The organism is Aquabacterium parvum, assembly GCF_001447195.1.
Taxonomy (GTDB): Bacteria; Pseudomonadota; Gammaproteobacteria; order Burkholderiales; family Burkholderiaceae_C; genus Aquabacterium; species Aquabacterium parvum.
Map to the genome: position 1 here is coordinate 30655 of NZ_LFRI01000174.1, position 24627 is coordinate 55281.

At 68.4% G+C, this 24627-nt stretch carries 20 protein-coding genes and 1 riboswitch; of the genes, 8 read left to right on the plus strand and 12 right to left on the minus strand.

Going from position 1 to position 24627, the window contains the following annotated elements; genetic code table 11:
• Window positions 1-29: 29 nt before the first annotated feature.
• Window positions 30-2576: an ATP-binding protein gene (locus ABG80_RS06970; protein WP_058087034.1), complete on the minus strand. Its 2547-nt coding sequence runs from the start codon at window positions 2574-2576 to the stop codon at window positions 30-32.
• 100 nt (window positions 2577-2676) lie between these two features.
• Window positions 2677-3774, minus strand: a complete 1098-nt coding sequence (gene bioB / locus ABG80_RS06975; RefSeq protein ID WP_058087035.1) for a biotin synthase BioB — start codon at window positions 3772-3774, stop codon at window positions 2677-2679.
• Between the two features lie 111 nt (window positions 3775-3885).
• Here bioB and ABG80_RS06980 point away from each other — a divergent pair, with 111 nt between their 5' ends.
• Window positions 3886-4356, plus strand: coding sequence for an AtaL-like protein (locus tag ABG80_RS06980; RefSeq protein ID WP_058087036.1), 471 nt, complete (start codon window positions 3886-3888; stop codon window positions 4354-4356).
• 125 nt (window positions 4357-4481) lie between these two features.
• On the plus strand, window positions 4482-5021 hold the full coding sequence (locus ABG80_RS06985) for a cytochrome b/b6 domain-containing protein (protein WP_083505895.1): 540 nt from the start codon (window positions 4482-4484) through the stop codon (window positions 5019-5021).
• On the opposite strand, the gene ABG80_RS06990 is transcribed toward ABG80_RS06985, so the two are convergent.
• The 10 genes from ABG80_RS06990 to ABG80_RS07035 all read right to left on the minus strand — a co-directional run bounded on the left by ABG80_RS06990 (window position 5007) and on the right by ABG80_RS07035 (window position 16371).
• Window positions 5007-6881 carry a sensor histidine kinase gene (locus ABG80_RS06990; RefSeq protein ID WP_058087038.1) on the minus strand — a complete coding sequence of 625 codons (1875 nt, stop codon included), beginning with the start codon at window positions 6879-6881 and terminating at the stop codon, window positions 5007-5009. The genes ABG80_RS06985 and ABG80_RS06990 overlap by 15 nt on opposite strands.
• Window positions 6882-6963: 82 nt before the next feature.
• Complete coding sequence (locus tag ABG80_RS06995) at window positions 6964-8793, minus strand: bifunctional hydroxymethylpyrimidine kinase/phosphomethylpyrimidine kinase (RefSeq protein ID WP_058087039.1); 1830 nt, start codon at window positions 8791-8793, stop codon at window positions 6964-6966.
• Between the two features lie 10 nt (window positions 8794-8803).
• Window positions 8804-9652 (minus strand): thiazole synthase, encoded by an 849-nt coding sequence (locus ABG80_RS07000; RefSeq protein WP_058087040.1) that lies wholly within the window; start codon window positions 9650-9652, stop codon window positions 8804-8806.
• 4 nt (window positions 9653-9656) lie between these two features.
• Complete coding sequence (gene thiS, locus ABG80_RS07005) at window positions 9657-9884, minus strand: sulfur carrier protein ThiS (RefSeq protein ID WP_058087041.1); 228 nt, start codon at window positions 9882-9884, stop codon at window positions 9657-9659.
• Between the two features lie 9 nt (window positions 9885-9893).
• On the minus strand, window positions 9894-11129 hold the full coding sequence (locus tag ABG80_RS07010; protein WP_200964276.1) for an FAD-dependent oxidoreductase: 1236 nt from the start codon (window positions 11127-11129) through the stop codon (window positions 9894-9896).
• Window positions 11130-11132: 3 nt separating this feature from the next.
• The gene (thiC, locus tag ABG80_RS07015; RefSeq protein ID WP_200964279.1) at window positions 11133-13076 is read right to left on the minus strand and encodes a phosphomethylpyrimidine synthase ThiC; all 1944 of its coding nucleotides are present in this window, start codon (window positions 13074-13076) and stop codon (window positions 11133-11135) included.
• Between the two features lie 213 nt (window positions 13077-13289).
• Window positions 13290-13407: riboswitch (TPP riboswitch) on the minus strand.
• A 121-nt stretch (window positions 13408-13528) separates the two neighbouring features.
• Window positions 13529-13750, minus strand: a complete 222-nt coding sequence (locus ABG80_RS07020; RefSeq protein ID WP_058087043.1) for a hypothetical protein — start codon at window positions 13748-13750, stop codon at window positions 13529-13531.
• A 104-nt stretch (window positions 13751-13854) separates the two neighbouring features.
• Window positions 13855-14133 (minus strand): hypothetical protein, encoded by a 279-nt coding sequence (locus tag ABG80_RS07025; RefSeq protein WP_058087044.1) that lies wholly within the window; start codon window positions 14131-14133, stop codon window positions 13855-13857.
• A 5-nt stretch (window positions 14134-14138) separates the two neighbouring features.
• Window positions 14139-16031, minus strand: coding sequence for a ferrous iron transporter B (gene feoB, locus ABG80_RS07030; RefSeq protein WP_058087045.1), 1893 nt, complete (start codon window positions 16029-16031; stop codon window positions 14139-14141).
• Window positions 16032-16071: 40 nt separating this feature from the next.
• Window positions 16072-16371 (minus strand): FeoA family protein, encoded by a 300-nt coding sequence (locus ABG80_RS07035; RefSeq protein WP_058087046.1) that lies wholly within the window; start codon window positions 16369-16371, stop codon window positions 16072-16074.
• A 321-nt stretch (window positions 16372-16692) separates the two neighbouring features.
• Between ABG80_RS07035 and mraZ the strand changes: the two genes are divergently transcribed.
• From mraZ to mraY, 6 genes are read left to right on the plus strand one after another with little or no spacing between them, the layout of a single operon-like run.
• Window positions 16693-17121: a division/cell wall cluster transcriptional repressor MraZ gene (gene mraZ, locus ABG80_RS07040; RefSeq protein WP_058087073.1), complete on the plus strand. Its 429-nt coding sequence runs from the start codon at window positions 16693-16695 to the stop codon at window positions 17119-17121.
• A gap of 3 nt (window positions 17122-17124) precedes the next feature.
• Complete coding sequence (gene rsmH, locus ABG80_RS07045) at window positions 17125-18192, plus strand: 16S rRNA (cytosine(1402)-N(4))-methyltransferase RsmH (protein WP_083505896.1); 1068 nt, start codon at window positions 17125-17127, stop codon at window positions 18190-18192.
• Window positions 18192-18515: a cell division protein FtsL gene (gene ftsL / locus ABG80_RS07050; RefSeq protein WP_058087074.1), complete on the plus strand. Its 324-nt coding sequence runs from the start codon at window positions 18192-18194 to the stop codon at window positions 18513-18515. Before rsmH ends, ftsL begins: the two co-directional genes overlap by 1 nt.
• Complete coding sequence (locus tag ABG80_RS07055; protein WP_407638735.1) at window positions 18512-20449, plus strand: peptidoglycan D,D-transpeptidase FtsI family protein; 1938 nt, start codon at window positions 18512-18514, stop codon at window positions 20447-20449. The genes ftsL and ABG80_RS07055 overlap by 4 nt, the downstream gene beginning before the upstream one ends.
• Entirely contained in the window at window positions 20449-23448 is a 3000-nt protein-coding gene (gene murF / locus ABG80_RS07060; protein WP_058087047.1) for a bifunctional UDP-N-acetylmuramoyl-L-alanyl-D-glutamate--2,6-diaminopimelate ligase MurE/UDP-N-acetylmuramoyl-tripeptide--D-alanyl-D-alanine ligase MurF, read from the plus strand. Before ABG80_RS07055 ends, murF begins: the two co-directional genes overlap by 1 nt.
• Window positions 23438-24616, plus strand: coding sequence for a phospho-N-acetylmuramoyl-pentapeptide-transferase (gene mraY / locus ABG80_RS07065; RefSeq protein ID WP_058087048.1), 1179 nt, complete (start codon window positions 23438-23440; stop codon window positions 24614-24616). Before murF ends, mraY begins: the two co-directional genes overlap by 11 nt.
• Window positions 24617-24627: the final 11 nt, after the last annotated feature.

Consider the following 24627-nt stretch of genomic DNA (forward strand, 5'->3'; position numbering starts at 1 on the left):
TGGCCGGGCGCGGCCGCGTGGCTTCGCGTTCAGCCCGCGACCGACGGCGCGTGGCGCTTGACGGCTGCCACCAACGCTTCCAGCTCGATCGGTTTGACCACCAGGTCAACCATGCCGGCGTCGCGGCACTTGTGGTGCTCCTCGGCCATGGCGTGCGCGGTCTGCCCGATCACCGGCAGGTCGGGGGCGAAGGCCCGGATCTGCCGCGTGGCTTCGTAGCCGTCCATGCCTGGCATCTGGATGTCCATGAGCACGACGTCGAAGGCCTTGCGCCCCTGCGTTTGAAGGCGGACCAGCGCGTCGGCGCCTCCATCGCACATGGTGACTTGCGCGCCTTCGATGGCCAGCAGCTCGGTCAGCACCAGCTGGTTGACGGCGTTGTCTTCTGCGGCCAGCACGCGCAGGCCACTCAGGCGCCGGGTGTGCGCCACAGGGGCGAGCTCGGGCTCGCCGAGTGGAACGGCGCCGCTGACCGCAGGCTCGTCGGTCACCAGCGGCAACCAAACCTCGAAGCGGGTGCCCACGCCCACCTCGCTTTGCGTGCGGATGTCGCCCCCGAGCATCTCCACCAGGCGGCGCGAAATCGTCAGGCCCAGCCCGGTTCCACCGAAGCGGCGCGTGGTCGAGCCGTCGGCCTGCTCGAAAGGCCGGAACAGCCGCTCGACCTGGCCTGGCCCCATGCCGATGCCGGTGTCGGTGACGGCCAGCATGAGTTGCCCGTCCTGAGCGCAGGCGCTCAGGCAGACCTCGCCCTGGTGCGTGAACTTCACGGCGTTGGACAACAGGTTCAGCAGCACCTGCTCGAGCCGCAGCGCATCGCTGACGAAGGTGTTCGGCAGGCTGGCGTCGAGGTCCAGGCGCAAGCTCAAGCCTTTTTCATCGGCTCGCTCGCGCACCGTGGCCAGCGATCGATCGAGCAGCTCCCGCAGGCGCAATGGTTGCAGCTCGATGCGCAGCTTGCCGGCTTCGATCTTGGAGAAATCGAGGATGTCGTTGATGATCCCCAGCAGCAAGCGGCCCGAGGCGTTGATCTGCTCGAAGACCTGGCGTGCGTGGCCATCGTGGTCGCGCAGCCCGATTTGAGCCAGCCCCAGCACCCCGTTGAGCGGTGTGCGGATCTCGTGGCTCATGTTGGCCAGGAACTCGCTCTTGATGCGGCTCAGGCGTTCTGCCTCCTGCCTGGCGGTTTCGAGCTCGGCGGTGCGCTCGCGCACCGTTTGCTCCAGGTGCTCCTGGTGCGCCTGCAGCTCGGCGCGCGCCTGCTGCACCTCGCTGATGTCCTGGATGGCGCCTTCGATGCGCACCACGCGACCGTCCTGCCAGATGGGCTCACCCTGCGTGCGGATCCACTTGGTCTTGCCTTGTGCGCTGGTCAGCTGCAGCTCCAGCGAGTAGGGCTGTCCGTGCTGGATCGCGCGTTGGATGGCCTGCGAGATCTGATCGTGGTGTTGTCCCTGGAAATAACTCAGGCCACCCTGGAAGGACAGCGCTTCGGGGCGCGAAGGGTCCAGGTCCAGGATGCGCGCGGCGCCGTCGGTGCGCGTGCCCACGCCCGTGGCGACGTCGATGCTCCAGCCACCCACCTTGGCCAGTGTGCTCATGCGGTCGAGCAAGGCCTGTTTGTCGCGCAGGGCCAGCTCGTTGCGCCGGCGGTCGGTGACGTCCAGCGCCAGGCCGATGACCACCGTGCCGCTCAGGGTCTCCAGCCCGCGACCGTGCACGTCCAGCTCGATCCTGCTGCCATCGCGCCTCAAGCCCGAAAAGCCGTAGCTGACCTCTTTGCCGGGCTGGTCGAAACGAAGCTGCAGGTGCTGGCGCACCTTTTCGCGGTCCACGGGGTCGACCAGGTCATCGACGCTCAGGTTGCCGATGATCTGGCTGGGGTGGTCGTATCCCAGCATCCGGGCGAAGGCCGGGTTCACGTAGACGAAGCGGTTCTGCTGGATGATGTAGATGCCGGCCAGCGTCTGCTCGACCAGGGCCAGGAACTTGCTGTTGCCCGAACGTCGCTCGGCCCGCTGCATCCACTCGATGCTCACGCTCACCAGCAGGCCCATGGCCACGAAGATGCCCATGGCGATCATGCCGGAGGGTTTGTGCGTGGACCAATTGGGGTGCGTGGGAGCGAACACCACCCAGGCCAGGGTGGCCGACACCCCCGTGGCTGTTGCGCTGGCCACCCAGCCGCCCAGCCATGCCGATGCCAGCACCGCGGGGTAGCCCAGCACCCAGGCAAAGGGACGCAGGTGCTCCCAATAGGTCCATTGCACCAAGGCGGCCAGAGACGGGATGGTCAGGCCCCATGCGATGGCCAACCAGGGGTTGTGGTCGCCGGGCTGGTCACCGAACTGGATGTCGACATCGGCGTCTGCCGGCGCGTTCATCAAGGTGAACCAGAGGATGGCGGTCGTGGCGAGCACGAACACCAGGCCCTTGAGCATGCCGTAGCGAGCCAGGGTGTGTGGGTCGCTCAGCTGTGCCAGCAGGCTGTCTGACAGGAAGATCCAGGCGGCCGCGAACACCAGGTAGGCGACGGCGGCCTTGAGACCGTACAGCTTGCGACGAGAAACCGGCATCCGTGCTCCTTGCCCAATGGCTTGTGGCGCAATTATCCGGTCAGCTGGGGACGAGCAACCCCGGGATCAGCCGGGTGTTCGCCCGGGGTTCGTCGGGGTTTCAGCCAGCTTGAACGCGCGCGGTCAGGGCCTTGCCGCTCTTGAGCCCCAATTTCTTCATCAGCGCCTGGTCCGCGTCGAACTCGGGGTTGCCGGTGGTCAGCAGTTTGTCACCATAAAAGATGGAGTTGGCGCCAGCCAGGAAGCACATGGCCTGCACGGCTTCGCTCATGGCCTGGCGGCCGGCCGACAGGCGCACGCGGGCCGTCGGCATGGTGATGCGCGCCACGGCGATGGTGCGCACGAACTCCAGCGGGTCCAGCGGCGGTGTGTCGGCCAGCGGCGTGCCGGGCACGCGCACCAGGTCGTTGATGGGCACGGACTCGGGGTAGGTGGGCAGGTTGGCGAGCTGGGCGATCAGGCCGGCGCGGCCTTCGCGCGTCTCGCCCATGCCGACGATGCCGCCGCTGCAGACCTTCAGGTTGGCCTTGCGCACGTGTTCGAGCGTGTGCAGGCGGTCTTCCAGGTCACGGGTGGTGATGATGTCGCCGTACAGCTCGGGCGCGGTGTCGAGGTTGTGGTTGTAATAGTCGAGGCCGGCGTCCTTGAGCGACTGGGCCTGGGTGTCGGTCAGCATGCCCAGGGTGCAGCAGGCCTCCAGGCCTTCGTCCTTGATCACACCGATGAGCTCGGCCACCTTCTCGATGTCGCGGTCCTTCGGCGCGCGCCAGGCGGCGCCCATGCAGAAGCGGCTGGCGCCGGCGTCGCGCGCGGCGATCACGGCCTCGCGCACTTCAGCTGGCGACATCAGCTTGCTGGCTTCGACGCCCGTGTCGTAGGACTGGGACTGCGGGCAGTAGCCGCAGTCTTCGGGACAGCCGCCCGTCTTGACCGACAGCAGCGTGGCGTGTTCGATCTCGTTGGCGTCCCAGTGCTGGCGGTGCACCTGCTGGGCCTGCCACAGCAGGTCGTTGAAGGGCAGGTTGAAGAGGTCGAGCACCTTCGAGCGGGGCCAGCGGCCGTTGTCGAAGTTCGGGTCGGTGCAGTCACCGCCGCAGCCGTGGGCGTTCAGCACGGGCTTCTTGGGCACGAGCTGGATGGGGCGTTCGGCGGTGGCCGGGGCGCTGGTCGGCTGGGCGGAGGTGGAGCAGGAGGTCATGGAATTCGATCTCACCGGGTGAAAGGCGGCGGCAGACGTCACAGAGCCGCAGTGTAGTCCGGATGACGCGCACGTCAGTCTACGGGGAGATCCCGGGGTTAAGCTCTGCCCATGCGATTCGAACACCTCATCGAGATCAACGCGCCCCAGGTCGGTTTGCCCATGATGGCGCCCACGTTCACACGCGAGCAGCTCTGGCGCGGGTTGATGCAGCGCGTGCAGTCTCCCCAGCGCTTCCCGATGGGGCCTGACCGCTGCGAGTGGCAGGAAACCGAGCCGGGCGTGTTCCGGCGCACCGTGCATTTCGGCGCCCACGTGATGCACGACGAAGTGCGCACGGAGACCGGGCAAAAGATGGTTTTCACCCCCGAGGCCCACGGTGACACGGCGCCCATCCGGCTGACCATGGCCATCGAAGAGCCGCGCGCCGGCCAGATGGTGCTGCGCTTCGTTTACGAGGCCTTGTCCCCCCAAACGGACGAGGAGGCCTACTACAACGACTACCGCCACAATGCATGGCTGCACAACGACCGCGACATGGTGCGAACTTTGCGCCAGTGGCTGTCGGAAGAAGGGCTTTGAGCCGACCTCGCCTGCCGGCGTGACTCGCAGCCCTTCAGCCCGGCTTCAGCCTGGCGGGGCACGATGCCCCATCGAGCTTGCCGGCGTGCCGTTGCGGCGTCCCATGGCAGGCCAGGGGAGGCTGCATGGCAACACGACACGGAACGAGGGTGGGCGAAGGTGGCGCGGTCACACGCTTGCTGCACGCAACGCTGGCGATCGCCTTCCTGGGCGCCTGGCTGAGCGCTGAGTGGGAAGGGCTGAGGACTTGGCACATCGCCTGCGGACATGCTTTGGCGGGGGCCTTGCTTGCGCGCATCGCGTGGTCGCTGGCGCGGCCTCGGGCATCGCTCTTGCGTTGGTGGCACGCGTTCCGGCGCGCAGCACGGCGTCTGCGTTCCGGTCACGACGGTGTTTTGCGTGCGCCCACCTGGTCCATTGCGGGCTCGGCCCTGGTGGTTTGCGGCATCGTGCTGCTGGTGCCGGGGTGCTTCGTGACGGGCTGGGCGCTGGGGCGGCTGGTCGACGTGGCGCAGGAGCCTGTGGCGCTGCACCGCTGGCTGGGCACGACCCTCATGGTGGTGGTGGCGACGCACGTGGCCCTGGTCGCCGTGCTGGGTGTGCTGCGCGGGCCCCGCATGGCCCGCGACGTGTTGCCCGGTGGGCCGAGGTCAGGCCAGGGTTGACGCCGCCACGACCGGGTCCGACGGGTGCTCGGCCGCTTGACGAGGCGCGTGCTTGCGCAGCTGGATGGTGAAGCACGAACCCACCCCTGGCAGACCCTGCGCGGTGATGTCTCCGCCCATGCGCGTCATCAACTGCCTGGCGATGTACAGGCCCAGCCCGCTGCCTTCGATGTCTTTCGTGAAGCGGCCCACGCGGTTGAAGGGCTGAAACAGGTGGGGGATGTCTTCGCTGCTCAGGCCATGGCCGGTGTCGGCCACCTCGATGAACAGGTGGTCGGCGTCCTCGGTGGCGCGAACCTGGATGGCCCCACCCGGGCGGTTGTATTTGCAGGCGTTGCTCAGCAGGTTGATGAAGACCTGTTGCAGGCGTTGGGGGTCGGCCCAGGCCTGCAGCGCCTGGGCCGGTAGTTCGTCTCGCAGGCTCAGGTGCTGGCGCTCGCGCATCGACTCGACGGTGGGCAGGCAAGCCTTCAGCAGCGGCGAGACATCGACCTCTTGCGGGTGCAGTGGCACCTGGCCGGATTCGATCTTGCTGAGGTCGAGCACCTCGTCGACCAGCCCGAGCAGTTGCTGGCCCGACTGCAGGATCCAGCCCACCTGCTGATGCTGGGTGGGCGACAAGGGCTTGTCGCCATGGTCCATGTCCAGCAGCTGGGCGAAGCCCAGGATGGCGTTGAGCGGGGTGCGCAGCTCATGGCTCAGGCGCGACAGGAAGCTGCGCTGTGCCGCGGCAGTGCGCTGGGCCGTGTCACGCTGGATGGTGATTTGCGCCTGCATCTGCTCGACGGTGACGTCGCGCACGATGCCCAGGATGTGTGCGCCTTGTCGCTCGTCGCGGTCCATGCGGCCGGCCACTTCGATGCTGCGCACATCGCCATCAGGTGAGGTGATCCGGTAGCGCACGAGGCGAAAGACACCTTGGGCGATGGCCTGGTCCATTTGTGCCCGTGCATCATCCTGGTCGTCCGGGTGAATGTGCGTGCGGATTTCTTCCCGGGTGAGGATGATCGCTTCGTTGCCCCAGCCCAGCAACTGAGCGGCCTTGGCGTCGAGGTGATACCGCTGCGATCCGATGTCCAGGTCGAAGCGGCCCAGGCCTGCGAATGCCACGGCCATGTCCCAGCGCTGCTGCTCGCGTCGCAGCTGCAGGCCCTGGCTGAGCTGGCGGGCGTGCACGCGGCGGTAAGTCAGCACGTAGGTCACCGAGATCAGCAGCACGGCGCCGAACACCAGGAACTGAAGCAGCCACTCGGTGGCGTGTGCCGCCTTGGTCAGGTGGGCCAGGAAGGTGCGTTCTTCGGTGAGCAACTGTCGGTCCACGCGCGCGATTTCACCTGACAAGGCCTGACCGGCAGGGCCATCTCGCTGCTCGATCGTCAGGCGCTTGCTGCGCTCGGCCAGTCGCCGCAACTCGGCAATCAGGTTGTCGCCCTGCGTCCAGGCGCGCAGCGAGGGCTGGAACAGCCAGGTGTCGCTGAACAGGTGATAGAGCACCATCATCGCGGTGATGTCGCCCTCGTCCAGGCCGCCAGCGGTGAAGCCTTGGCGGGCCACCTGCCACCGCACCGGCCGGGTGTTGAGCGCTTCTCGGGCTCGCTGGTCACCGGCCTGGACGGCCAGCGCAGATTCAAAGCCCTGCAGGTAAGCCGGGTCGCCGGTGGCGACGTGCGCCTGCAACTGCGCGACAGCGGTGGTGTGGGCTTTGGACCAGAGGCTCTCGCCCTGGACGTAGGCGCGGATGGCGCCCAGCAAGTACATGCTGGAGATGGCCAACATCCCGATCAGCATGAACGCCCCAACCGGCACGACCTGCCACAGCAGCGGCGTCCTCTGGGTGGGGTGACTCGTGTTCGGGGTCATCGCGGGAGCGTGCGCTTTCCGCGCCTGTCCGTCATCCGGGAAAACCGGATGTCGCGTGATGTGCCGCACGTGCGGGGCGTGATCAGGCAGGAAGGCAGGGGTGTGGCAAGGGCGTGGCCGAACGCACCGTCGGCTGGCGCGCGGCCTGGCGCAGGCTGGACAGCCTGGCTGGCAGCTCACCCGATGGCGTGTGCAGGGCCCGCACCACGCATAAGGCCGCGGGCCCGCAGGCCGCGAAGCGCCTCAGGTCGTCGGCGCCCAGCAGGCCGCCAATGGCCACGACCGGCACGTCCGATTGGGCCACCCACCAGCGCAGGTTTTGCTCGCCTTGGGGCAGCCATGGCATGTCCTTGGTGGTGGTCGCCTGCACCGGGCCACAGGCCACGTAGCTGGGGCCACAGCCGAGCGCACGGGCCAGCTCCCAGGGGCAGTGCGAGCTCAAGCCCAGCAGGGTGTCGTGGCGGCGTTCGCGCAGCGCTGCGCGGTCGTCTGCCGAGAGGGCCAGCAGGTCTTCCTGGCCCAGGTGGATGCCCAGTTGAAAGCGAGGGTGGCAGCGAGCCGAGTCCTGGGTGAGCTCGTCGTTGCCGAGCTCGTTGCCCGGTGCGGGGCGGGGGACGGCCAGGGCCAGTCGCCAGTGGTCGTTGACGAAGAGCGTGGCACCGTGGCGGGCGGCAGCTTGCAGGCTGGTCGCCAGCGCGGCGTCGGCGCCTTGCTGCGGCTTGTGGCGCAGCTGGACGCAACGCAAGCCAGCTTCTACCGACGCCGACAGCGATGGGCCATCGGGCAAGATGCCGTAGAGGCGATCGGCCGGTGGGTGAAAGGCTTCGAAGCGGGCGTTGCCGATGAGGCTGACGATGCCGTTGTGAGCCGTGGGTGCCGTGGGTGCCGTGGCTTTGGTCGTCGGGCGCTGGCTCGGCATCAGGCGCCAAGGCAGCTCGCGACCCAGCCCGAGCCAGGGCAGGGGGGCGCCACCCTGGGAAGTCCCGGCCAGCGCTCCTGCGGCGGCGACCACCGGGCCTCGCCCGCTGCCAGCGGGGTGGGCGTGCATCAGGGCGTGGTGAACGACCATGCGGCCGAGCACGCAGGCGTCGGCGCTGCCGTGGCCCCAAGCCAGGCAGGCGCCGATGGCGCTGGCCAGGGTGCAGCCGGTGCCGTGGTGGTGCGGGGTGTCCACGCGTGGTGCGCACAACCAGCCTTGGGCCTGCGGGCTTTGCAGCCAGTCGAGGCTGAATCGGGTTTCGAGGTTGGACCCGGCCGCGTGATCCGCTGGGTGGCCTGCCTCGGCGGCGTCACCGCCTGTGACCAGGACGCAGCGTGGCCCGAGGGCCTGCAGGGCCACGGCGATGTCGGGGATCGCGTCCATCGCTTCGCCAGGTGGCGTGGTGCGGGCCTCGTGGACGTGTGGTCCAAGCAGCGCCAGGGCCTCAGGGCGGTTGGGCGTGAGCACGGTGGCCCGGGGCAGCAGCCACTGGCGGTAGGCCTGGACGATGGCGGCATCGGTGAAGGCGGCGCCACCCGCGCTGGCGCGCAGCACCGGGTCGACCACCAAGGCGAGGTGCTGGTGTGGGTCGGTGTTGGCGGGGGCGTCGGCGCGCAGGCGGTCCACCCATCGGGCCACGGTTTCGATGGCGGCCACGCTGCCGAGCAGGCCGGTCTTGATGGCGCGCGGTCGGAGGTCTTGCGCCAGGGCTTGCAGTTGCGCTTCGAGTTGGGCCGCGTACACCGGGAAGATGGCTTCGACGCCTTGCGAGTGCTGCGCGGTCAGGCAGGCGGCGACGGGGCACAGGTGCACGCCCAAGGCGTCGGCCGCACGCTGGTCGGCGCTCAGGCCGGCGCCACCGGCGGTGTCCAGTCCGGCAATGGACCAGACGATGGGGGGCGGGTTCGTGGCAGCTTGGGCGAGGGTGGTCATCACGGTGGGATCAAAGCAGCACGAAGGGTTGGCCGCCCACGGGGGTGGTGGCGATGGCGACGTCGTTGGTGGGCATCAGGCCGGCACGCCAGCCCTGACGTCCGCCTTGCACGGCGTCGCGGAAGGCGCGCGCCATGCGCACCGGGTCGCGCGATTGGGAGACCGCCGAGTTCAGCAGCACGGCGTCGAAGCCCAGCTCCATCGCGGCAGCGGCATGCGATGGTGCGCCCAGGCCGGCATCGACGATGAGCGTGATGTCAGGCAGGCGGGCGCGCAGGGTGCGCAAGGCCCAGGGGTTGAGCAGGCCCAGCCCGGAGCCGATGGGTGCTGCCCAGGGCATGAGGATGCGGCAACCTGCGTCCACCAGCCTTTGGGCGCTGACGAGGTCATCGGTGCAGTACGGCAGCACCTCGAAGCCGTCTTTGACCAGCTGGCGAGCGGCTTCGAGCAACTCGAAGGGATCGGGCTGCAGGGTTTGCTCGTCGCCCACCACTTCGAGTTTGAGCCAGTGTGTGCCGAGCAGCTCGCGGGCCATGTGGGCCAGGGTGATGGCTTCGCGCGCGCTGCGGCAGCCTGCGGTGTTCGGCAGCAAGTGCGCGCCCTGCGCCCGGGCGGTGTTCCGGATGATCTGCACGAAGCCGTTGTCCTGGCCTGTGGTGCCCAGCGTGCGCTTGAGTCCCAGCGTGAGCACCTGGCTGCCCGAGGCTTCGATGGCGGCGCGCAGGACCTCGGGCGAGGGGTAGCCGGCGGTGCCCAGCAGGAAGCGGCTGCCCAGCTCGGTGTGGCCGATTTGCCAGGTGTCGGTGGGCGTGGTGGCCGCGGCTGTGGTGGGTGCTTGGGTCGAACTCGGCGAGGTCATGGGTTCAGCCTCCGGTGATGGGCGAGAAGCACAGCACGGTGTCGCCGTCGTGCAAGGCGTGATCGGCGCGGGCAGTCCGGGCCACGAACTCGCCGTTGACGGCGGTGGCGATGGCGCTGGCTTCGCGCGAGCTGCCCTGCATCAGCAGATCAACTGCGTCGGCGAGCGTGCTGCCCACAGGCAGGCTCAGCGGGCCGCGATCGGTGTGGATGGTGAGTGTGGCGGGGCTCATCGGTGGGTCTCAGGCGGCCTGGCTGATGTCGATGTCCGGAACGACGCCGGTGGTGTGAAGCGGCGGGCTGTCGGATGTGGGCAGCGCCCGCAGGCCCAGCGCACGCAGCGCGTCATCGACCAGCGCAGGAGCCAGCAGCCAGCCGTGGCGGTACAGGCCGTTGATGCGCAGCAGGCCCTTTTCGTGGTGCACCTGCGGGCGGTGGTCGGGCAGGGCCGGGCGCAGGTTGGTGTCGAGTCTGAGGATGCGGGCTTCGGCCAGCGCAGGCAGGATGCTGTGCGCTGCCGCCATGAGCTCGACCGCGCTGCGCAGCGACATCGGCGAGCGGTCTTCGCTCTCGATTTCGCTGGCACCCACCAGCACGCGCTCGCCGGGCCGGGGCACGATGTAGACGCGGTGACGCGGGTGCAGCAGGCGCACCGGGCGTTGCAGGCGCAGGCCGGGGGCGTGCAGCCACACCACTTCACCCCGCACGCCGCGCACGGGCACGGCTGGGCGCGCACCGGTGCCGCGCAGGTCGCAGACCAGGTCGAAGCTCAGTGGCTGCGTTTGCTCCGGGTTGCCCAGCCAGAGCTGGCCAGGCGCCACGTCCTGCACGGGCTGGGCCCAGTGCCAGCGCACGCCCTGGGCGTCGTCGTGCAGGGCCTGCAGGGTGGCCACGGTGTCGATGTGGGCCTCGCCGGGCAGCCACCAGGCGTGCAACGGCCCACCACTGCCATGCAGATCGGGTTCAAGCTGCTGCAGGCCTGGTGGCGTGAGTGGCTGCGGCCGGTGCGCCGAGGCGAAGGTTGCATCGACCTGCTCCAGCCGCTGCAGCACGCGCCGCGCAGCGCCCAGGTCGGGGCCGTGCGCCACCATCAGGCTGCCGCCTTGCGAGAAGTGGGGCGGGCGAGTCAGCCGTGTGCCCAGTTCGGCCACGATGGCCTGCCAGTGCGCGATGCTTTGCCAGCCCCGGTGGGCCACGTCGGGCTCGGCGGTGTCGAGCTCGGCCAGGGGGCTGAGCATGCCGGCTGCGGTGAAGCCGGCCGCGCCATGGCCGTCGTGGGCGGGCATGGCCTGCGGTGCCGGGTCGAACACGCTGACCTGGTGCCCCTGACGCGCCAGCGCCCAGGCCACCAGCCGGCCGAGCAGGCCCGCACCGGCGATGCCCACGCGCAGCGGCGCAGCGGCCTGCCTCGTCGAGCTTGATGCGCGCTGGCGTGGGGCCGTGGGTGATCCGGGGGGCGCAGAAGGTGGCAGCGGCATGGCTCAGCCCTGGTTCGATGTCACCACGGCTTCGGCCTTGATCGGGATGTAGAGCTCACCGCCGACCTGCTTGAACTCCTCGGACTTCTGCGCCATGCCTTGCGCGATGGCCTCGCCGTCGCCCACGCCTTGCTTGGCCGCGAACTCCCGCACCTCCTGCGTGATCTTCATCGAGCAGAACTTGGGTCCGCACATCGAGCAGAAGTGCGCCACCTTGGCTGCGTCCTTGGGCAGCGTCTCGTCGTGGAAGTCGCGCGCGGTTTCGGGGTCCAGGCCCAGGTTGAACTGGTCCTGCCAGCGGAAGTCGAAACGCGCTTGAGAGAGTGCGTCGTCGCGGGCTCGGGCGGCGGGGTGTCCTTTGGCCACGTCGGCCGCGTGGGCCGCGATCTTGTAGGCGATCAGGCCCTGCTTGACGTCGTCGCGGTTGGGCAGCCCCAGGTGCTCCTTCGGGGTCACGTAGCAAAGCATGGCCGTGCCCATCCAGCCGATCATCGCGGCGCCAATCGCCGAGGCGATGTGGTCGTAGCCCGGTGCGATGTCGATGGTCAGCGGGCCCAGCGTGTAGAAGGGCGCTTCGTGGCAGTGCTTGAGCTGCTCGTCCATGTTGGCCTGGATCAGGTGCATGGGCACGTGGCCAGGGCCTTCGATGATGGTCTGCACATCGTGCTTCCAGGCGACCTGCGTGAGCTCGCCCAGCGTGCGCAGCTCGGCGAACTGGGCTTCGTCGTTGGCGTCGCTCAGGCAACCCGGTCGCAGGCCATCGCCCAGCGAGAAGGTCACGTCGTAGGCCTTCATGATTTCGCAGATCTCTTCGAAATGCGTGTACAGGAAGTTTTCCTTGTGGTGTGCGATGCACCACTTGGCCAGGATCGAGCCACCGCGCGAGACGATGCCCGTGCGCCGGTTGGCCGTCAGGTGGATGAAGGGCAGGCGCAGGCCGGCGTGGATGGTGAAGTAGTCCACCCCTTGTTCGGCCTGCTCGATCAGCGTGTCGCGGAAGATGGCCCAGGTGAGGTCTTCGGCCACGCCGCCGACCTTCTCCAGCGCCTGGTAGATGGGCACAGTGCCAATTGGCACGGGGCTGTTGCGCACGATCCAGTCGCGCGTGGTGTGGATGTGCTTGCCGGTGGACAGGTCCATCACCGTGTCGGCGCCCCAGCGGATGGACCACACGAGCTTCTCGACTTCCTCTTCGATCGACGAGGTCACGGCGCTGTTGCCGATGTTGGCGTTGACCTTGACCAGGAAGTTGCGGCCGATGATCATCGGCTCGAGCTCGGTGTGGTTGATGTTGGCCGGGATCACGGCGCGGCCGCGCGCCACCTCGTCGCGCACGAACTCGGGCGTGATCTCGCGCGGGATGGCCGCGCCCATGTTGTTGCCGCGCAGACGAGCTTCGCGCTCGGCGTTGTCGCCGTACTTGGCGCGCCAGTCATCGAGCAGCTCGATGCGGCGCTGGTTCTCGCGCAGGGCGATGAATTCCATCTCGGGCGTGACGATGCCCTGGCGGGCGTAATGCATCTGCGTGACGGTGCGGCCGCCACCGATGCCGCCCATGGCACGGCGCGGCTGGCGCTGCAAGGCTGCGGCCGCCGAGCGAAGCGCAGCCATCCGCTCGTCATGGCGCTGATCCTCTGAGCCATGGGGCTTGAGACCATCGTCCATCGCCAGCACGGCGCGGCCTTCGTAGGCCTCGGTGTCGCCGCGCGCCAGGATGGCGGCTTCTCGCACCGCGGGCAGCCCACGGGTGACATCGATGTCGACGTTCGGATCGGTGTAGGGCCCAGAGCAGTCGTAGAGCGTGACCGCCTCGCCATTGGTCAGCGAGACCTCGCGCATGGGCACGCGCACGCCCGGGTGGCTGCCTTCGACGTAGACCTTGCGTGAAGCGGGCAAGGGTTCGCGCGTCAGGCGGGTGCGTTCGTTCAGGGACTCGGCGGCGGCCAGGGCAGGGGTGGCTGCGATGTCTGGGGCGTTCACGATCGGCTCTCCTCGGTGTGGATGCAGGTGCCACGGCCAATGGCCATGGGGCACGTGCTCCGAGGGGCGCCTTCGGGACGCAAGGGGAGTGGTAGCGAGGGAATGGGGCCCGTCGGGGATGCGGCCAGGAGGCGCAGGCACCGAGCGGGCCGCCTCCATCACGGACCTCTCCACGAGGCGGCCAGACGGGACAGCTCTTCTTTCGCCGGTATGAACCGGATCAAGTTCAACGGGTTCGGTGTTTCACCATCTCAGCGCCTGCGTGATCGGATCACGCGGCACACCCCGGAGCGATGCGAAGTGTAGTCGCAAGCGCTGGGTGTTTGCAAAAGCAGGCGATGGGCGTGTTGCGAAATGCCGGGCAACCGGCCATCTGGTGGGGCGCCCGGGGTCGCAGGCGGCGATCGGGCGTCGATCGCTCAGCGCCGTTGCGGCACCTCGGAGGTGGCCTGCAGGAAGTCTCCGCGCTGGATCGATTCCCAAGCTTGGGCGAGCTGCTCTGTGGCGCTCGGCTCGGCCTGCAGGCTTGCTGGTGCCTCGCTCATGCCGCGCGTGGCCGACGGGTCGGTCTCACCGGAGGGCGAAGGGCCGAACCAGGACAGCAGCAAAGCGAGCGGGATGATGGCGAGGGTGGGACGCATGATGGTGGCAGGCGCGCCGAAGTCGACGCGTGCAACCCAGTGTAGGACGGTGATGTCCGCTGGCACCCCCTGGCACGCGGGGGTGGCCCCGCATGCGCGGGTGTTCAATGGCCTGGGGTTCGCCCGAGGGTGTCGCGCGATGTGTAGCGGTGAACCCTGACCGGGGTCGCAGAGCTGCCGCAACCGCCGCAACCCCCGCCGCCGCCACAGGCCCCTGGCGCCTTGACGGCACAAGCCATGGTGTCGTCACCGCCTGGCACCGACGCCTGCGTGCTGCGGCGCTTGGGCCACCAACGCTTGCCCAGGTGCAACACGGCCAGCAGCCCCAGCCCGCAAGCCACCCAGCTTTGCCAGTCCAAGGCGATGTGGGTCGTGGCGCTCATGTTCTTCAGCCTGCGAACGACAGGGCCAGGCGATACACCACGAAGGACGCGGCGTAGGCCAGGGCGAACAGGTAGCCCGCCATGATCAGCGGCCAGCGCCAGCCGTTGGTTTCGCGGCGCACCACGAACAGCGTCGACAGGCACTGCGGCGCAAACACGAACCAGGTCATCAGCGACAGCGCCGTCGGCAAACTCCAGGACTGGGCGATGAGGTGGCCCAGGGCCATGTCCAGTGCATCACCGGTTTCCGACATGGCGTAGACGGTGCCCAGCGCCGCCACCGCCACCTCGCGCGCGGCCATGCCCGGCACCAGTGCGATGCAGATCTGCCAGTTGAAGCCGATGGGCGCGAAGATCACTTCCAGGGCGCGCCCGATCATCCCGGCGAAGCTGTGTTCGATCGCGGCCCCCGTGGCGCCTGCAGGCGGGGCCGGGAAGTTCGAGAGGAACCACAGCACGATGGTCATCGACAGGATGACCGTGCCCACGCGAACCACGAAGATGCGCCCGCGCTCCCACAGCCCCACGAGCAGGTTGCGCAGGTGCGGCAGGTGGTAGTCGGGCAACTCCATGAGCAGCGTCTGGGCCTGTCCCTGGCGCATCACCACCTTGAGCACCAGCGCCACGACCATGGCCGAGACGATGCCCGCCAGGTACAGCGCGAACAGCACCAGGCCCTGCAGGTTGAACCAGCCCAGCACCTCGCGCTCGGGCACGAAGGCCGAGATCAGCAGCGCGTACACCGGCAGGCGGGCCGAGCAGGTCATGAGCGGCGCGATGAGGATGGTGGCCAGGCGGTCGCGCGGGTTGGCGATGGTGCGCGTGGCCATGATGCCGGGGATGGCACAGGCAAAACTCGACAGCAGCGGGATGAAGGCGCGGCCCGACAGGCCCACGCCGGCCATCAGCCGGTCGAGCAGCAGCGCGGCGCGAGGCAGGTAGCCCGAGTCTTCGAGCGCCAGGATGAAGGCAAAGAGGATGAGGATCTGTGGCAGGAAGATGATCACGCCGCCCGCACCACCGATCACGCCCTCGACCAGCAGGCTGCGCAACATGCCTTCGGGCATCGTGGCGGAAACGGTTTCGCCGAGCCAGCCGATGCCCGCGTCGATCGCATCCATCGGGGCGGCGGCCCAGCTGAAGACGGCCTGGAACATCAGGAACATGATGCCGGCCAGGATGAGCGGGCCCGCCACCGGGTGCAGGGCCCAGCGGTCCACCAGCGCGGTCATGCGCGAGCCTTCATCAGGCATGGACACGCTGCGCGCCAGGATCTCGCCGACGCGGCGGTGGGTCTCTTCCACCGAGGTCTGTTCCAGGCGGGCCAGCGCCTGCTCGCCTCGGGGGCCGTTGCCAGGTACCCAGTTCACCTGATCGAGGTGGGCCAGCAAGGCGGCCTCGCCACCGGGCTTGACGGCCACCGACTCCACCACCGGGATGCCGAGTTCGGCCTGCAGCTTGGCCGTGTCGATCACGATGCCGCGCTGGCGGGCCTGGTCCATCATGTTCAGGGCCAGCACCATGGGCAGGCCCAGTTTCTGCATCTCCAGCACCATGCGCAGGTTCAGGCGCAGGTTGGTGGCGTCGACCACGCAGACCAGACCGGCCGGCAGGCTTTCGCCAGCGCGGTGGCCGGTGATGACGTCCCGGGTCACGGCTTCGTCTGGCGTGGCGGCCAGCAGGCTGTAGGCGCCGGGCAGGTCGAGCACGCGCCAATGGCGTCCGGCCGGCGAGGTGAACTGGCCTTCCTTGCGCTCGACCGTCACGCCCGCGTAGTTGCCGACCTTCTGGCGCGCGCCGGTCAGGCGGTTGAACAAGGCGGTCTTGCCGCAGTTGGGGTTGCCCACCAGGGCGATCAGCAGGGGGCTGGCCGCGACGGCGGCCTCAGGCGACTTCATGGGGCAGCGATGTCCGGGGTGGGGGCGTGAGGCTCGGTGTTCAGCGAGGGCCGGGGGCGGTGTGCGCCTCGACCTCGATCAAGGACGACTCCAGTTTGCGCATGGCAAAGGTGCTGGTGCCCACGCGAACGGCCAGGGGGCCGCGGCCGAAGAAGACCCTGCGCAAGACCTGCACGCGCTCGCCCGGCACGAAACCGAGCTCCAGCAGGCGCCGGCGCAAGCGACCGTCGTCACCGGGCGGCACGTGGACGTGGCGGATGGTCGCGGTCTGCCGTGCGGGCAGCTGGTCCAGGGTGAGCCGGTGAACCCGGGTGGGTGGTTGGTGCAGGTCGACGCGCATGCCGCATTGTCCTACAAATGAGAATCAGTCGCAATTTGTGGAGGAGCAAGGTGGGAGATGGGCCTCCCCTGTCTTGGGGCAACCTCGGGTGATCCCGGCTTGCGTCGGCCTCCCCCTTTTGGGGCGAAATTCCTCATTCTGAACTTGCACACCCTTTTGCAGGTCCTTGATTCATAAGGACTTTTTCTGCTGAATTTTCTCGTCTTGATGCCTCTAAGTCATTGATTTCATTGAACTTTTTTTTGGTTTTGCCTTGTTGGGGAGGCGTCGATCAGTTAAAGTGGGATTTAGTGCAAATTCGTGGGGTTTTGTGTGAGTCTGATCTTTCAAGGTGCATCAGCGCTGTCGCTGGACGCCAAGGGCCGCTTGGCGGTCCCGGCGCGCCATCGCGACGCGTTGCAGGCGCTTTGCGGTGGTCAGCTCACCCTCACCAAGCACCCCGAAGGCTGCCTGATGGTCTTCCCGCGTCCGGCGTGGGAGACCTTCCGCGACAAGGTCGCCGCCTTGCCGATGTCCGCCGCCGGCTGGAAGCGCATCTTCCTGGGCAACGCCATGGACGTGGAGGTCGACTCGGCCGCGCGCGTGCTGGTCTCGCCCGAGCTGCGCGCCGCCGCCGGCCTCACCAAGGACGTGATGCTGCTCGGCATGGGCAGCCATTTCGAGCTCTGGGACGCCCAGCGCTACGCCGCCCACGAAGCCGAGGTCATGGCCCAGCCCATGCCCGATGTGCTGCAGGACTTCACCTTCTGAGTCATGCAGCAACCCACCACACCTTGGCAGCATCGGACCGTTCTGCTGCACGAGGCGGTCGATGCCTTGTGGGACGAAGCCGCCGGCCCCCTGCCGCAAGGCCGCTACGTTGACGCCACCTTTGGCCGCGGTGGTCATTCGCGCCTGATCCTCTCCAGGCTGGGCCCCGAAGCGGCCTTGCTGGCCATCGACCGCGACCCCGAAGCCATTGCCCACGCCACCGAAGGAGAGGCCGCGATCCGCGACGAGCGGTTTAGCATCGCCCATGCGCCGTTCTCTGAGTGGGCCGATGCCGCGCAAGAGCGGGGGTGGGAGGCCGTCGATGGCCTGCTGATGGACATCGGCGTGTCCTCGCCGCAGATCGACAACCCCCAGCGCGGCTTCAGCTTTCGCTTCGATGCGCCGCTGGACATGCGCATGGACACGACGTCCGGCGAGAGCGCGGCCGACTTCCTGGCGCGCGCCACGATCGACGAGTTGGCCGACGTCATCCGCACCTACGGCGAAGAGCGTTTTGCCGGCCCGATCGCGCGCGCCCTGATCGCTCGCCGTGACGAAGGGCGGCCGGTTCGCACCACGGGTGAGCTGTCTGCCGTGGTGGCCAGCGCCGTGCGCACCCGCGAGCCTGGTCAGGACCCGGCCACTCGCACCTTCCAGGCCTTGCGCATCCACGTCAACCGCGAACTCGGTGAGCTGGAGGACGCGCTGGACGCGGCCCTGCGCATGCTGGCGCCCGGTGGCCGCCTGGCCGTCATCAGCTTTCATTCGCTCGAAGACCGCATCGTCAAGACCTTCATCGCGCGCCACAGCAAGGAAGAGGTCGATCGCCGCGTGCCCTTCGCGCAGCCACGGCCCCTGCTGCTCAAGTCCATTGGCCGCATCAAGCCATCCGACGAAGAGGTCTCGGGCAACCCGCGTTCGCGCTCTGCCGTGCTGCGCGTGGCCGAGCGCACCGACACGCCATGGTCGCCCGAGCTGGTGGCCGCTGCTTCGCCGAAGGATGCGGGCAAGGCGCCTCGCAAGGCTGCGACCAAGCCCGCGCGCGCTGCGGGCAAGGGAGGTCGCAAATGATGTTGCGCCTGAACATCCTGCTGGTTGCGGTGCTGCTGGGCAGCTGCGTCTGGCTGATCCGCAGCAGCCACGAGTCGCGCCGGCTGGTCTATGAGCTGGAGAAGTCGCAGTCGGCTGCGCGCGAGCTGCAGATCGAATTCGAGCGCCTGGAGCTGGACAAGCGCGCCCAGGCCACACCACTGCGCGTTGAAAAACTGGCGCGCGAGAAGCTGCGCATGTTCGGCAACAACCCGGGCGTGACGCACTACGTGGCGGCATCGGCCGGTGTGGCTTCGGCCGCCGGCGCGGCATCCGCCGAAGGTGCCTCGGGAGGTCGGCCATGAGCCGCTTCGGCGACCTCTGGCGCCGCCTGCGCGGCCAGCCGCGTCGGCAGGGCAAGGCTGCTGCCATGCCCGCGGTGCGTTACGCCACCAGCCCGCTGCTGGCTTCGCGCACGCCGCCGTGGCGCGTCAAGTTCATGATCGGCGCCATCGGCCTGGGTTTTGCCGTGTTGATCGGCCGCGCCGCCTGGATCCAGATCATCCACAACGACTTCTACCAGCAGCAAGGCGCGAGCCGCTACGAGCGCCGCATCGAGCTCGAAGCCAACCGTGGCCGCATCCTTGACCGCCATGGCGAGCTGCTGGCATCGAGCGTGCCGGCGCCTTCGTTGTGGGCCATCCCCAAGGACCTCAACGCCTCGCCTGATCAGCTGCGCCAGCTCGCCAAGTTGCTGGAGATGAAGCCGGCCGAGCTCAAAAAGCGCCTGGGCACCAGCCCCAACTTCGTGTGGCTGCGCCGCAAGGTGACGGACGATGTTTCGCAGAAGGTGGCCGACCTCAAGATCAAGGGCGTCTACGAGTTGCGCGAATGGCGTCGCCAGTACCCCGAGGGTGAATCGGCTGCGCACATCGTCGGCTTCACCAACATCGAAGACGAAGGCCAGGAAGGCATCGAGCTGGCTTACCAGAAGCAGCTGTCTGGCCACGACGGCGCGCGCCATGTCATCAAGGACCGCCTGGGCCGTGTGGTCGAGTCGGTGGGTGACACCATCCCGGCGGTTGACGGTCAGTCCATTCGCCTGTCCATCGATGCCAAGGTGCAGTTCTACGCCTACCAGCGCATCCGCGACGCCGTGGCCCAGCACAAGGCCAAGGCCGGCAGCGTGGTGGTGCTCGACGCCATGACCGGTGAGGTGCTGGCGCTGGCCAACGTGCCCAGTTACACGCCCGAGGACCGGCGCAACCTGACCGGCGCACAGTTGCGCAACCGCGCGCTCACCGACACCTTCGAGCCCGGCTCGACGATGAAGCCGATCATCGCGGCGCTGGCCATCGAGACACGCCGGGTCAAGCCTGACACGCTCATCGCGACGGCGCCGGGTCGGCTCACCATCGACGGCTCGACGATTTCCGACTCTCACCCGCATGGCGACCTGACGGTCGCCGAGGTCATTCAGAAGTCGTCCAACGTGGGCACGGCCAAGATGGCCCTGCAGATGCAGCCGCGCGAGATGTGGGAGATCTACTCCGCCGTGGGCCTCGGTCAAAAGCCGCAGATCGGCTTCCCCGGCGTGGTCACGGGTCGCCTGCGCCCTTACAAGAGCTGGCGCCGCATCGAGCAGGTCACGATGAGCTATGGCTACGGGCTGTCAGCGAGCCTGTTCCAGCTGGCGCAGGCCTACACCATCTTCGCCACCGACGGCGAGCTGATCCCGATGTCGCTGCTCAAGCGCGATGGCGGTGTCGAACCGCGCAATGGTGCGCCGCGTGGCGACGACGAGCGTCCTGTGCTGGCCTTCAAGACCGGCTTCAGGCCGGACGACAAGGCCGAAAGTCGTCGCCAGTCCGGGCACGTGGCGAGCGACGACATCGTGCCGCTGCGTGGCACCCGTGTGATCTCGCCCGAGACCGCCCGCGAAGTGCGCCAGATGCTGATGATGGCCACGCAACCTGGCGGCACCGCGCTCAAGGCCCGCACCGTGGGCTACAGCGTGGGCGGCAAGACCGGCACCGCGCGCAAGCAGGAAGGCCGTGGCTACGCGGGCAACAAGTACCGCGCCTGGTTCGTGGGCATCGCCCCCATCAGCCAGCCACGCATCGTCGTGGCGGTGATGGTGGACGAGCCCGGCACCGGTGTGTACTACGGTGGCGAGGTGGCCGCGCCCGTGTTCAGCCAGGTCGTGCAGCAGACCCTGCATCGCCTGGGCGTGCTGCCTGACATCGAAGTGCAGTCGCAGATCCAGACCAGCATCCCGTCCGAGGTGGAGAGCTTCTGATGGCCACGCTGCACCACCTCCCCGACACCGCCGCCGCCCTGGCCTGGCTGCGCGCGCAAGGCGCTGCCGACCTGACGGTGGACAGTCGTGCTGTGGCCTCGCTCAAGGATGTGGCCTTCATCGCCTGGCCCGGTGCTGCGCGAGACGGCCGCGCCTTCGTGCAGCAAGCGCTGCAGGCCGGTGCCCGCGCCTGCCTGGTCGAGGCCGATGGCGCCGAGGCCTTCGCCTTTGACGACGCGCGCATCGCTTCCGTGCCGGGGCTCAAGGCCCGCAGCGCCGAGATCGCACATGGCTTTTACGGCGAGCCCAGCGCGGCGCTGCAGGTGGTGGCCGTGACCGGCACCAATGGCAAAACCTCCACCTCGTGGTGGACAGCGCAGGTGCTCGAAGCCATCGGCCTGCCTTGCGGCGTGGTCGGCACACTGGGCGTTGGCCAGGTGCGCGGCGACGGTGTGGTGCACACCGGCCTGACGACGCCCGACCCGATCACCCTGCACCGCACCTTCCGCGACTTCGTGCAGCAAGGACTGAAGGCCGCAGCCATCGAGGCCTCGTCCATCGGCATCGAAGAGCTGCGCCTGCACGCCACGCACATCGCGGTGGCCCAGTTCACCAACTTCACGCAAGACCACCTCGACTACCACGGCGACATGGCTGCCTACTGGCTGGCCAAGCGTCGCCTGTTCGACTGGCCCGGCCTGCGCGCGGCCGTCATCAACCTCGACGACGACAAGGGGGCTGACCTGCTGCGCCACGCGCAGGGGCGTGGCCTGGATGCCTGGACGTTCCGCATGGGTGGGGCCGCTGGCTCGGCCCGACTGCAAGCCCTGGACGTGCAGCACACCGAAGGGGGCGTGCGCTTTACCGTGGTCGAACACAGCGCGCAAGGCACGCAAGAGCTTGTCCGTGTCAGCGTGCAGGCGCCGGTGATTGGCACCTTCAACGTGGCGAACCTGTTGGGGGTCATCGCCGCGGCGCGTGCGCTGGGTGGTGAGCTTGGCGCCATCGCGAAGGCCTGCGCCACCTTGCAGGCCGTGCCGGGCCGCATGCAGCTGGTGTCAGCGCCGACAGGCTATCGAACCGACTTGCCCCTGGTTGTGGTCGACTACGCCCACACACCCGATGCGCTGCAAAAGTCCCTGCAGGCCCTGCGCCCCGTGGCCGAGGCCCGTGGTGGCCAGCTGTGGTGCGTGTTCGGCTGCGGCGGCGATCGCGACCCGATCAAGCGCCCGCTCATGGGTGCCACCGCCGACCGCCATGCCGACCGCGTCGTGCTCACCAGCGACAACCCGCGCAGCGAGTCGCCGGCCTTCATCCTCTCTCAGATCCTGGTCGGTGTGCCCGGACGCGACGAGGTGGCCGTGATCGAAGACCGCCGCGCCGCCATCGCCCATGCGCTGAGCCAGGCCGATGCCCGCGACGTGGTGCTGCTGGCCGGCAAGGGCCACGAGGCCACGCAAGAGGTCGCGGGTGCCAAGACACCTTTTTCCGACATCGACGAAGCCGCTGCCGCCTTGGTCCGCCGCGCTGCGTCCGCTGTCTCTGCTGCGCCGAACACGATGATGATGACCCTGGGCCTGTCCCATGCGCTGCTGCCGGGCTCGACCCTGCACGGCGACCCTGCCACGCCGATCGCGCGCGTGCACACCGACACGCGCACCCTGCAGGCAGGCGACTGCTTCGTGGCCTTGCGCGGCGAGCGCTTCGATGCGCACGACTTCCTGCCTCAAGCGTCTGGCTCGGGCGCCGTGGCCGTGATCGGTCAGCGCGGCGTGGCAGAGAGCGGCCTGCCCGGTTTGACCGTGAGCGACACCCGCGCGGCCCTGAGCATGCTGGCCGCTGGCTGGCGCGCCCGCTTCGACATCCCGTTGGTGGGCGTGACGGGCAGCAACGGCAAGACCACGGTCACGCAGATGATCGCGTCCATCTTGCGCGCCTGGATGGCGGCGCAAGGCGACGCGAACGCCGCCCTGGCCACGCAAGGCAACTTCAACAACGACATCGGCGTGCCGCTGACGCTGCTGCGCCTGCGCGAGGGCCAGCACCGTTGCGCCGTGGTCGAGCTGGGCATGAACCACCCGGGCGAGATCGCGCAGCTGGCTGCGATTGCCGCGCCCACCGTGGGCCTGGTCAACAACGCCCAGCGCGAGCACCAGGAGTTCATGCACACGGTCGAGGCCGTGGCGCGCGAGAACGGCTCGGTGCTGCAGTCGCTGTCGCGCAATGGCGTGGCCGTGTTCCCGGCCGACGACGCGCACACCCCCATCTGGCGCGAGCTGGCCCAGGGCTGCCGTGTCATCGACTTCGGTGCGCCGGGCTCGGCCGCCGTCAGCGGCAGCGCCACCTGGCAGGCCGCCCCCACGCCTCACTGGCAGATCCGCCTGGTCACGCCACAAGGTGAGGCCGATGTGTCGCTGGCCATGGCCGGCCAACACAACGTGCGCAACGCGCTGGCCGCCACCGCTGCAGCCTTGGGCGCCGGCGTGCCGCTGGCCAGCATCGTCGCCGGCTTGCAGGCCTTCGAGCCCGTCAAGGGTCGCTCGCAGCTCAAGCAGGCCACGGTGCGCGGCCAGGCTGTCACGCTGGTGGACGATTCCTACAATGCCAACCCCGACTCCGTGCGCGCGGCCATCGACATGCTGGCCGACTTGCCCGGGCCCCACTGGCTGGTGCTTGGCGACATGGGCGAGGTGGGCAACCAGGGCCCTGCCTTCCACGAGGAGGTGGGCGCCCACGCCGTCGCACGCGGCATCGAACACATCTGGACGGCTGGCAGCCTGTGCGCCCACGCGGCGCAGGCCGTGCGCGCCAGCCAGGCCACCGCCACGAGCGGTGAGCCTGTCCAATCCCGTCATTTCGACAGCGCCGCCGACATCGCCTCGGCCCTGTCCCAGCCCGATGCCGCACCGCTTGCCGCATCCATCCTGGTCAAAGGTTCTCGCTTCATGAAGATGGAACAAGTCGTCGCCACCCTCACCGGAGCTGTCCATGCTGCTTAGTCTCGCGATGTGGCTGCAGGAGCTCCACCCCGACTGGGGCTTCCTGCGTGTCTTCCAGTACCTGACCTTCCGCTCTGTCATGGCGGCCATGACGGCGCTGGTCATCGGCCTGCTGCTGGGCCCTTACCTGATCCGCAAGCTCACCGAGCTCAAGATCGGCCAGCCCATCCGCGAGTACGCGATGGACACCCACCTCACCAAGCGCGGCACGCCCACCATGGGTGGCGCGTTGATCCTGCTGGCCATCGGCCTGTCGACGCTGCTGTGGTTCGACTGGGCCAACCGCTTCGTGTGGATCGTGATGATCGTGACCACCGGCTTTGGTCTGATCGGCTGGGTCGATGACTGGCGCAAGGTCGTCAACAAGGACCCGGAGGGCATGCCCTCGCGCGAGAAGTACTTCTGGCAGTCGATCATCGGCCTGATCGCCGCCATCTACCTGGCCTTCAGCGTGTCGGAGACCAACAACCTGCGCGTGGTCGAGCTGTTCTTCCGCTGGATCGCGTCGGGTTTCAGCAACGACCTGCCGCCCAAAGCCGACCTGATCGTGCCCTTCTTCAAGACGGTGAGCTACCCGCTGGGCGTGTGGGGCTTCATGGTGCTGACCTACATCGTCATCGTGGGCACCAGCAACGCCGTGAACCTGACCGACGGCCTTGACGGCCTGGCGATCATGCCGGTGGTGATGGTCTCGGCGGCCTTGGGCATCTTTGCCTACGTGACGGGCAACGCCGTGTTCGCCAAGTACCTGCTGCTGCCGCACATCCCGGGTGCGGGCGAGTTGCTGGTGTTCTGCGCGGCGATGTCGGGGGCAGGGCTGGCATTCTTGTGGTTCAACGCCTACCCGGCGCAGGTGTTCATGGGCGACGTGGGCGCGCTGGCGCTCGGCGGAGCCCTCGGCACCATCGCCGTCATCGTGCGCCAGGAGATCGTGCTGGCCTTCATGGGCGGCGTCTTCGTGCTCGAAGCGCTGTCGGTGATGCTGCAGGTGAGCTGGTTCAAGTACACCAAGCGCAAGTACGGCGAAGGCCGCCGCATCCTGCTGATGGCGCCGCTGCACCACCACTTTGAAAAGTCGGGCTGGAAAGAAACGCAGGTCGTGGTCCGGTTCTGGATCATCACCATGCTGCTGTGCCTGATCGGCCTGTCCACCCTCAAGCTGCGCTGACGCGGCGTCGA

Bases quoted from the DNA above. Each gene is read 5' to 3' on its own strand.
- thiS (WP_058087041.1), bottom strand. From the start codon at position 9,884: ATGAGCCCCGCCACACTCACCATCCACACCGATCGCGGCCCGCTGAGC.
- ABG80_RS07055 (WP_407638735.1), top strand. From the start codon at position 18,512: ATGAGCCGCTTCGGCGACCTCTGGCGCCGCCTGCGCGGCCAGCCGCGT.
- ABG80_RS07035 (WP_058087046.1), bottom strand. From the start codon at position 16,371: ATGCGCGTCGACCTGCACCAACCACCCACCCGGGTTCACCGGCTCACC.
- ftsL (WP_058087074.1), top strand. From the start codon at position 18,192: ATGTTGCGCCTGAACATCCTGCTGGTTGCGGTGCTGCTGGGCAGCTGC.
- rsmH (WP_083505896.1), top strand. From the start codon at position 17,125: ATGCAGCAACCCACCACACCTTGGCAGCATCGGACCGTTCTGCTGCAC.
- ABG80_RS06985 (WP_083505895.1), top strand. From the start codon at position 4,482: ATGGCAACACGACACGGAACGAGGGTGGGCGAAGGTGGCGCGGTCACA.
- bioB (WP_058087035.1), bottom strand. From the start codon at position 3,774: ATGACCTCCTGCTCCACCTCCGCCCAGCCGACCAGCGCCCCGGCCACC.
- ABG80_RS07000 (WP_058087040.1), bottom strand. From the start codon at position 9,652: ATGACCTCGCCGAGTTCGACCCAAGCACCCACCACAGCCGCGGCCACC.
- ABG80_RS07010 (WP_200964276.1), bottom strand. From the start codon at position 11,129: ATGCCGCTGCCACCTTCTGCGCCCCCCGGATCACCCACGGCCCCACGC.
- ABG80_RS07020 (WP_058087043.1), bottom strand. From the start codon at position 13,750: ATGCGTCCCACCCTCGCCATCATCCCGCTCGCTTTGCTGCTGTCCTGG.
- ABG80_RS06995 (WP_058087039.1), bottom strand. From the start codon at position 8,793: ATGACCACCCTCGCCCAAGCTGCCACGAACCCGCCCCCCATCGTCTGG.
- ABG80_RS07025 (WP_058087044.1), bottom strand. From the start codon at position 14,133: ATGAGCGCCACGACCCACATCGCCTTGGACTGGCAAAGCTGGGTGGCT.
- ABG80_RS06990 (WP_058087038.1), bottom strand. From the start codon at position 6,881: ATGACCCCGAACACGAGTCACCCCACCCAGAGGACGCCGCTGCTGTGG.
- ABG80_RS06980 (WP_058087036.1), top strand. From the start codon at position 3,886: ATGCGATTCGAACACCTCATCGAGATCAACGCGCCCCAGGTCGGTTTG.
- murF (WP_058087047.1), top strand. From the start codon at position 20,449: ATGGCCACGCTGCACCACCTCCCCGACACCGCCGCCGCCCTGGCCTGG.
- ABG80_RS06970 (WP_058087034.1), bottom strand. From the start codon at position 2,576: ATGCCGGTTTCTCGTCGCAAGCTGTACGGTCTCAAGGCCGCCGTCGCC.
- mraY (WP_058087048.1), top strand. From the start codon at position 23,438: ATGCTGCTTAGTCTCGCGATGTGGCTGCAGGAGCTCCACCCCGACTGG.
- feoB (WP_058087045.1), bottom strand. From the start codon at position 16,031: ATGAAGTCGCCTGAGGCCGCCGTCGCGGCCAGCCCCCTGCTGATCGCC.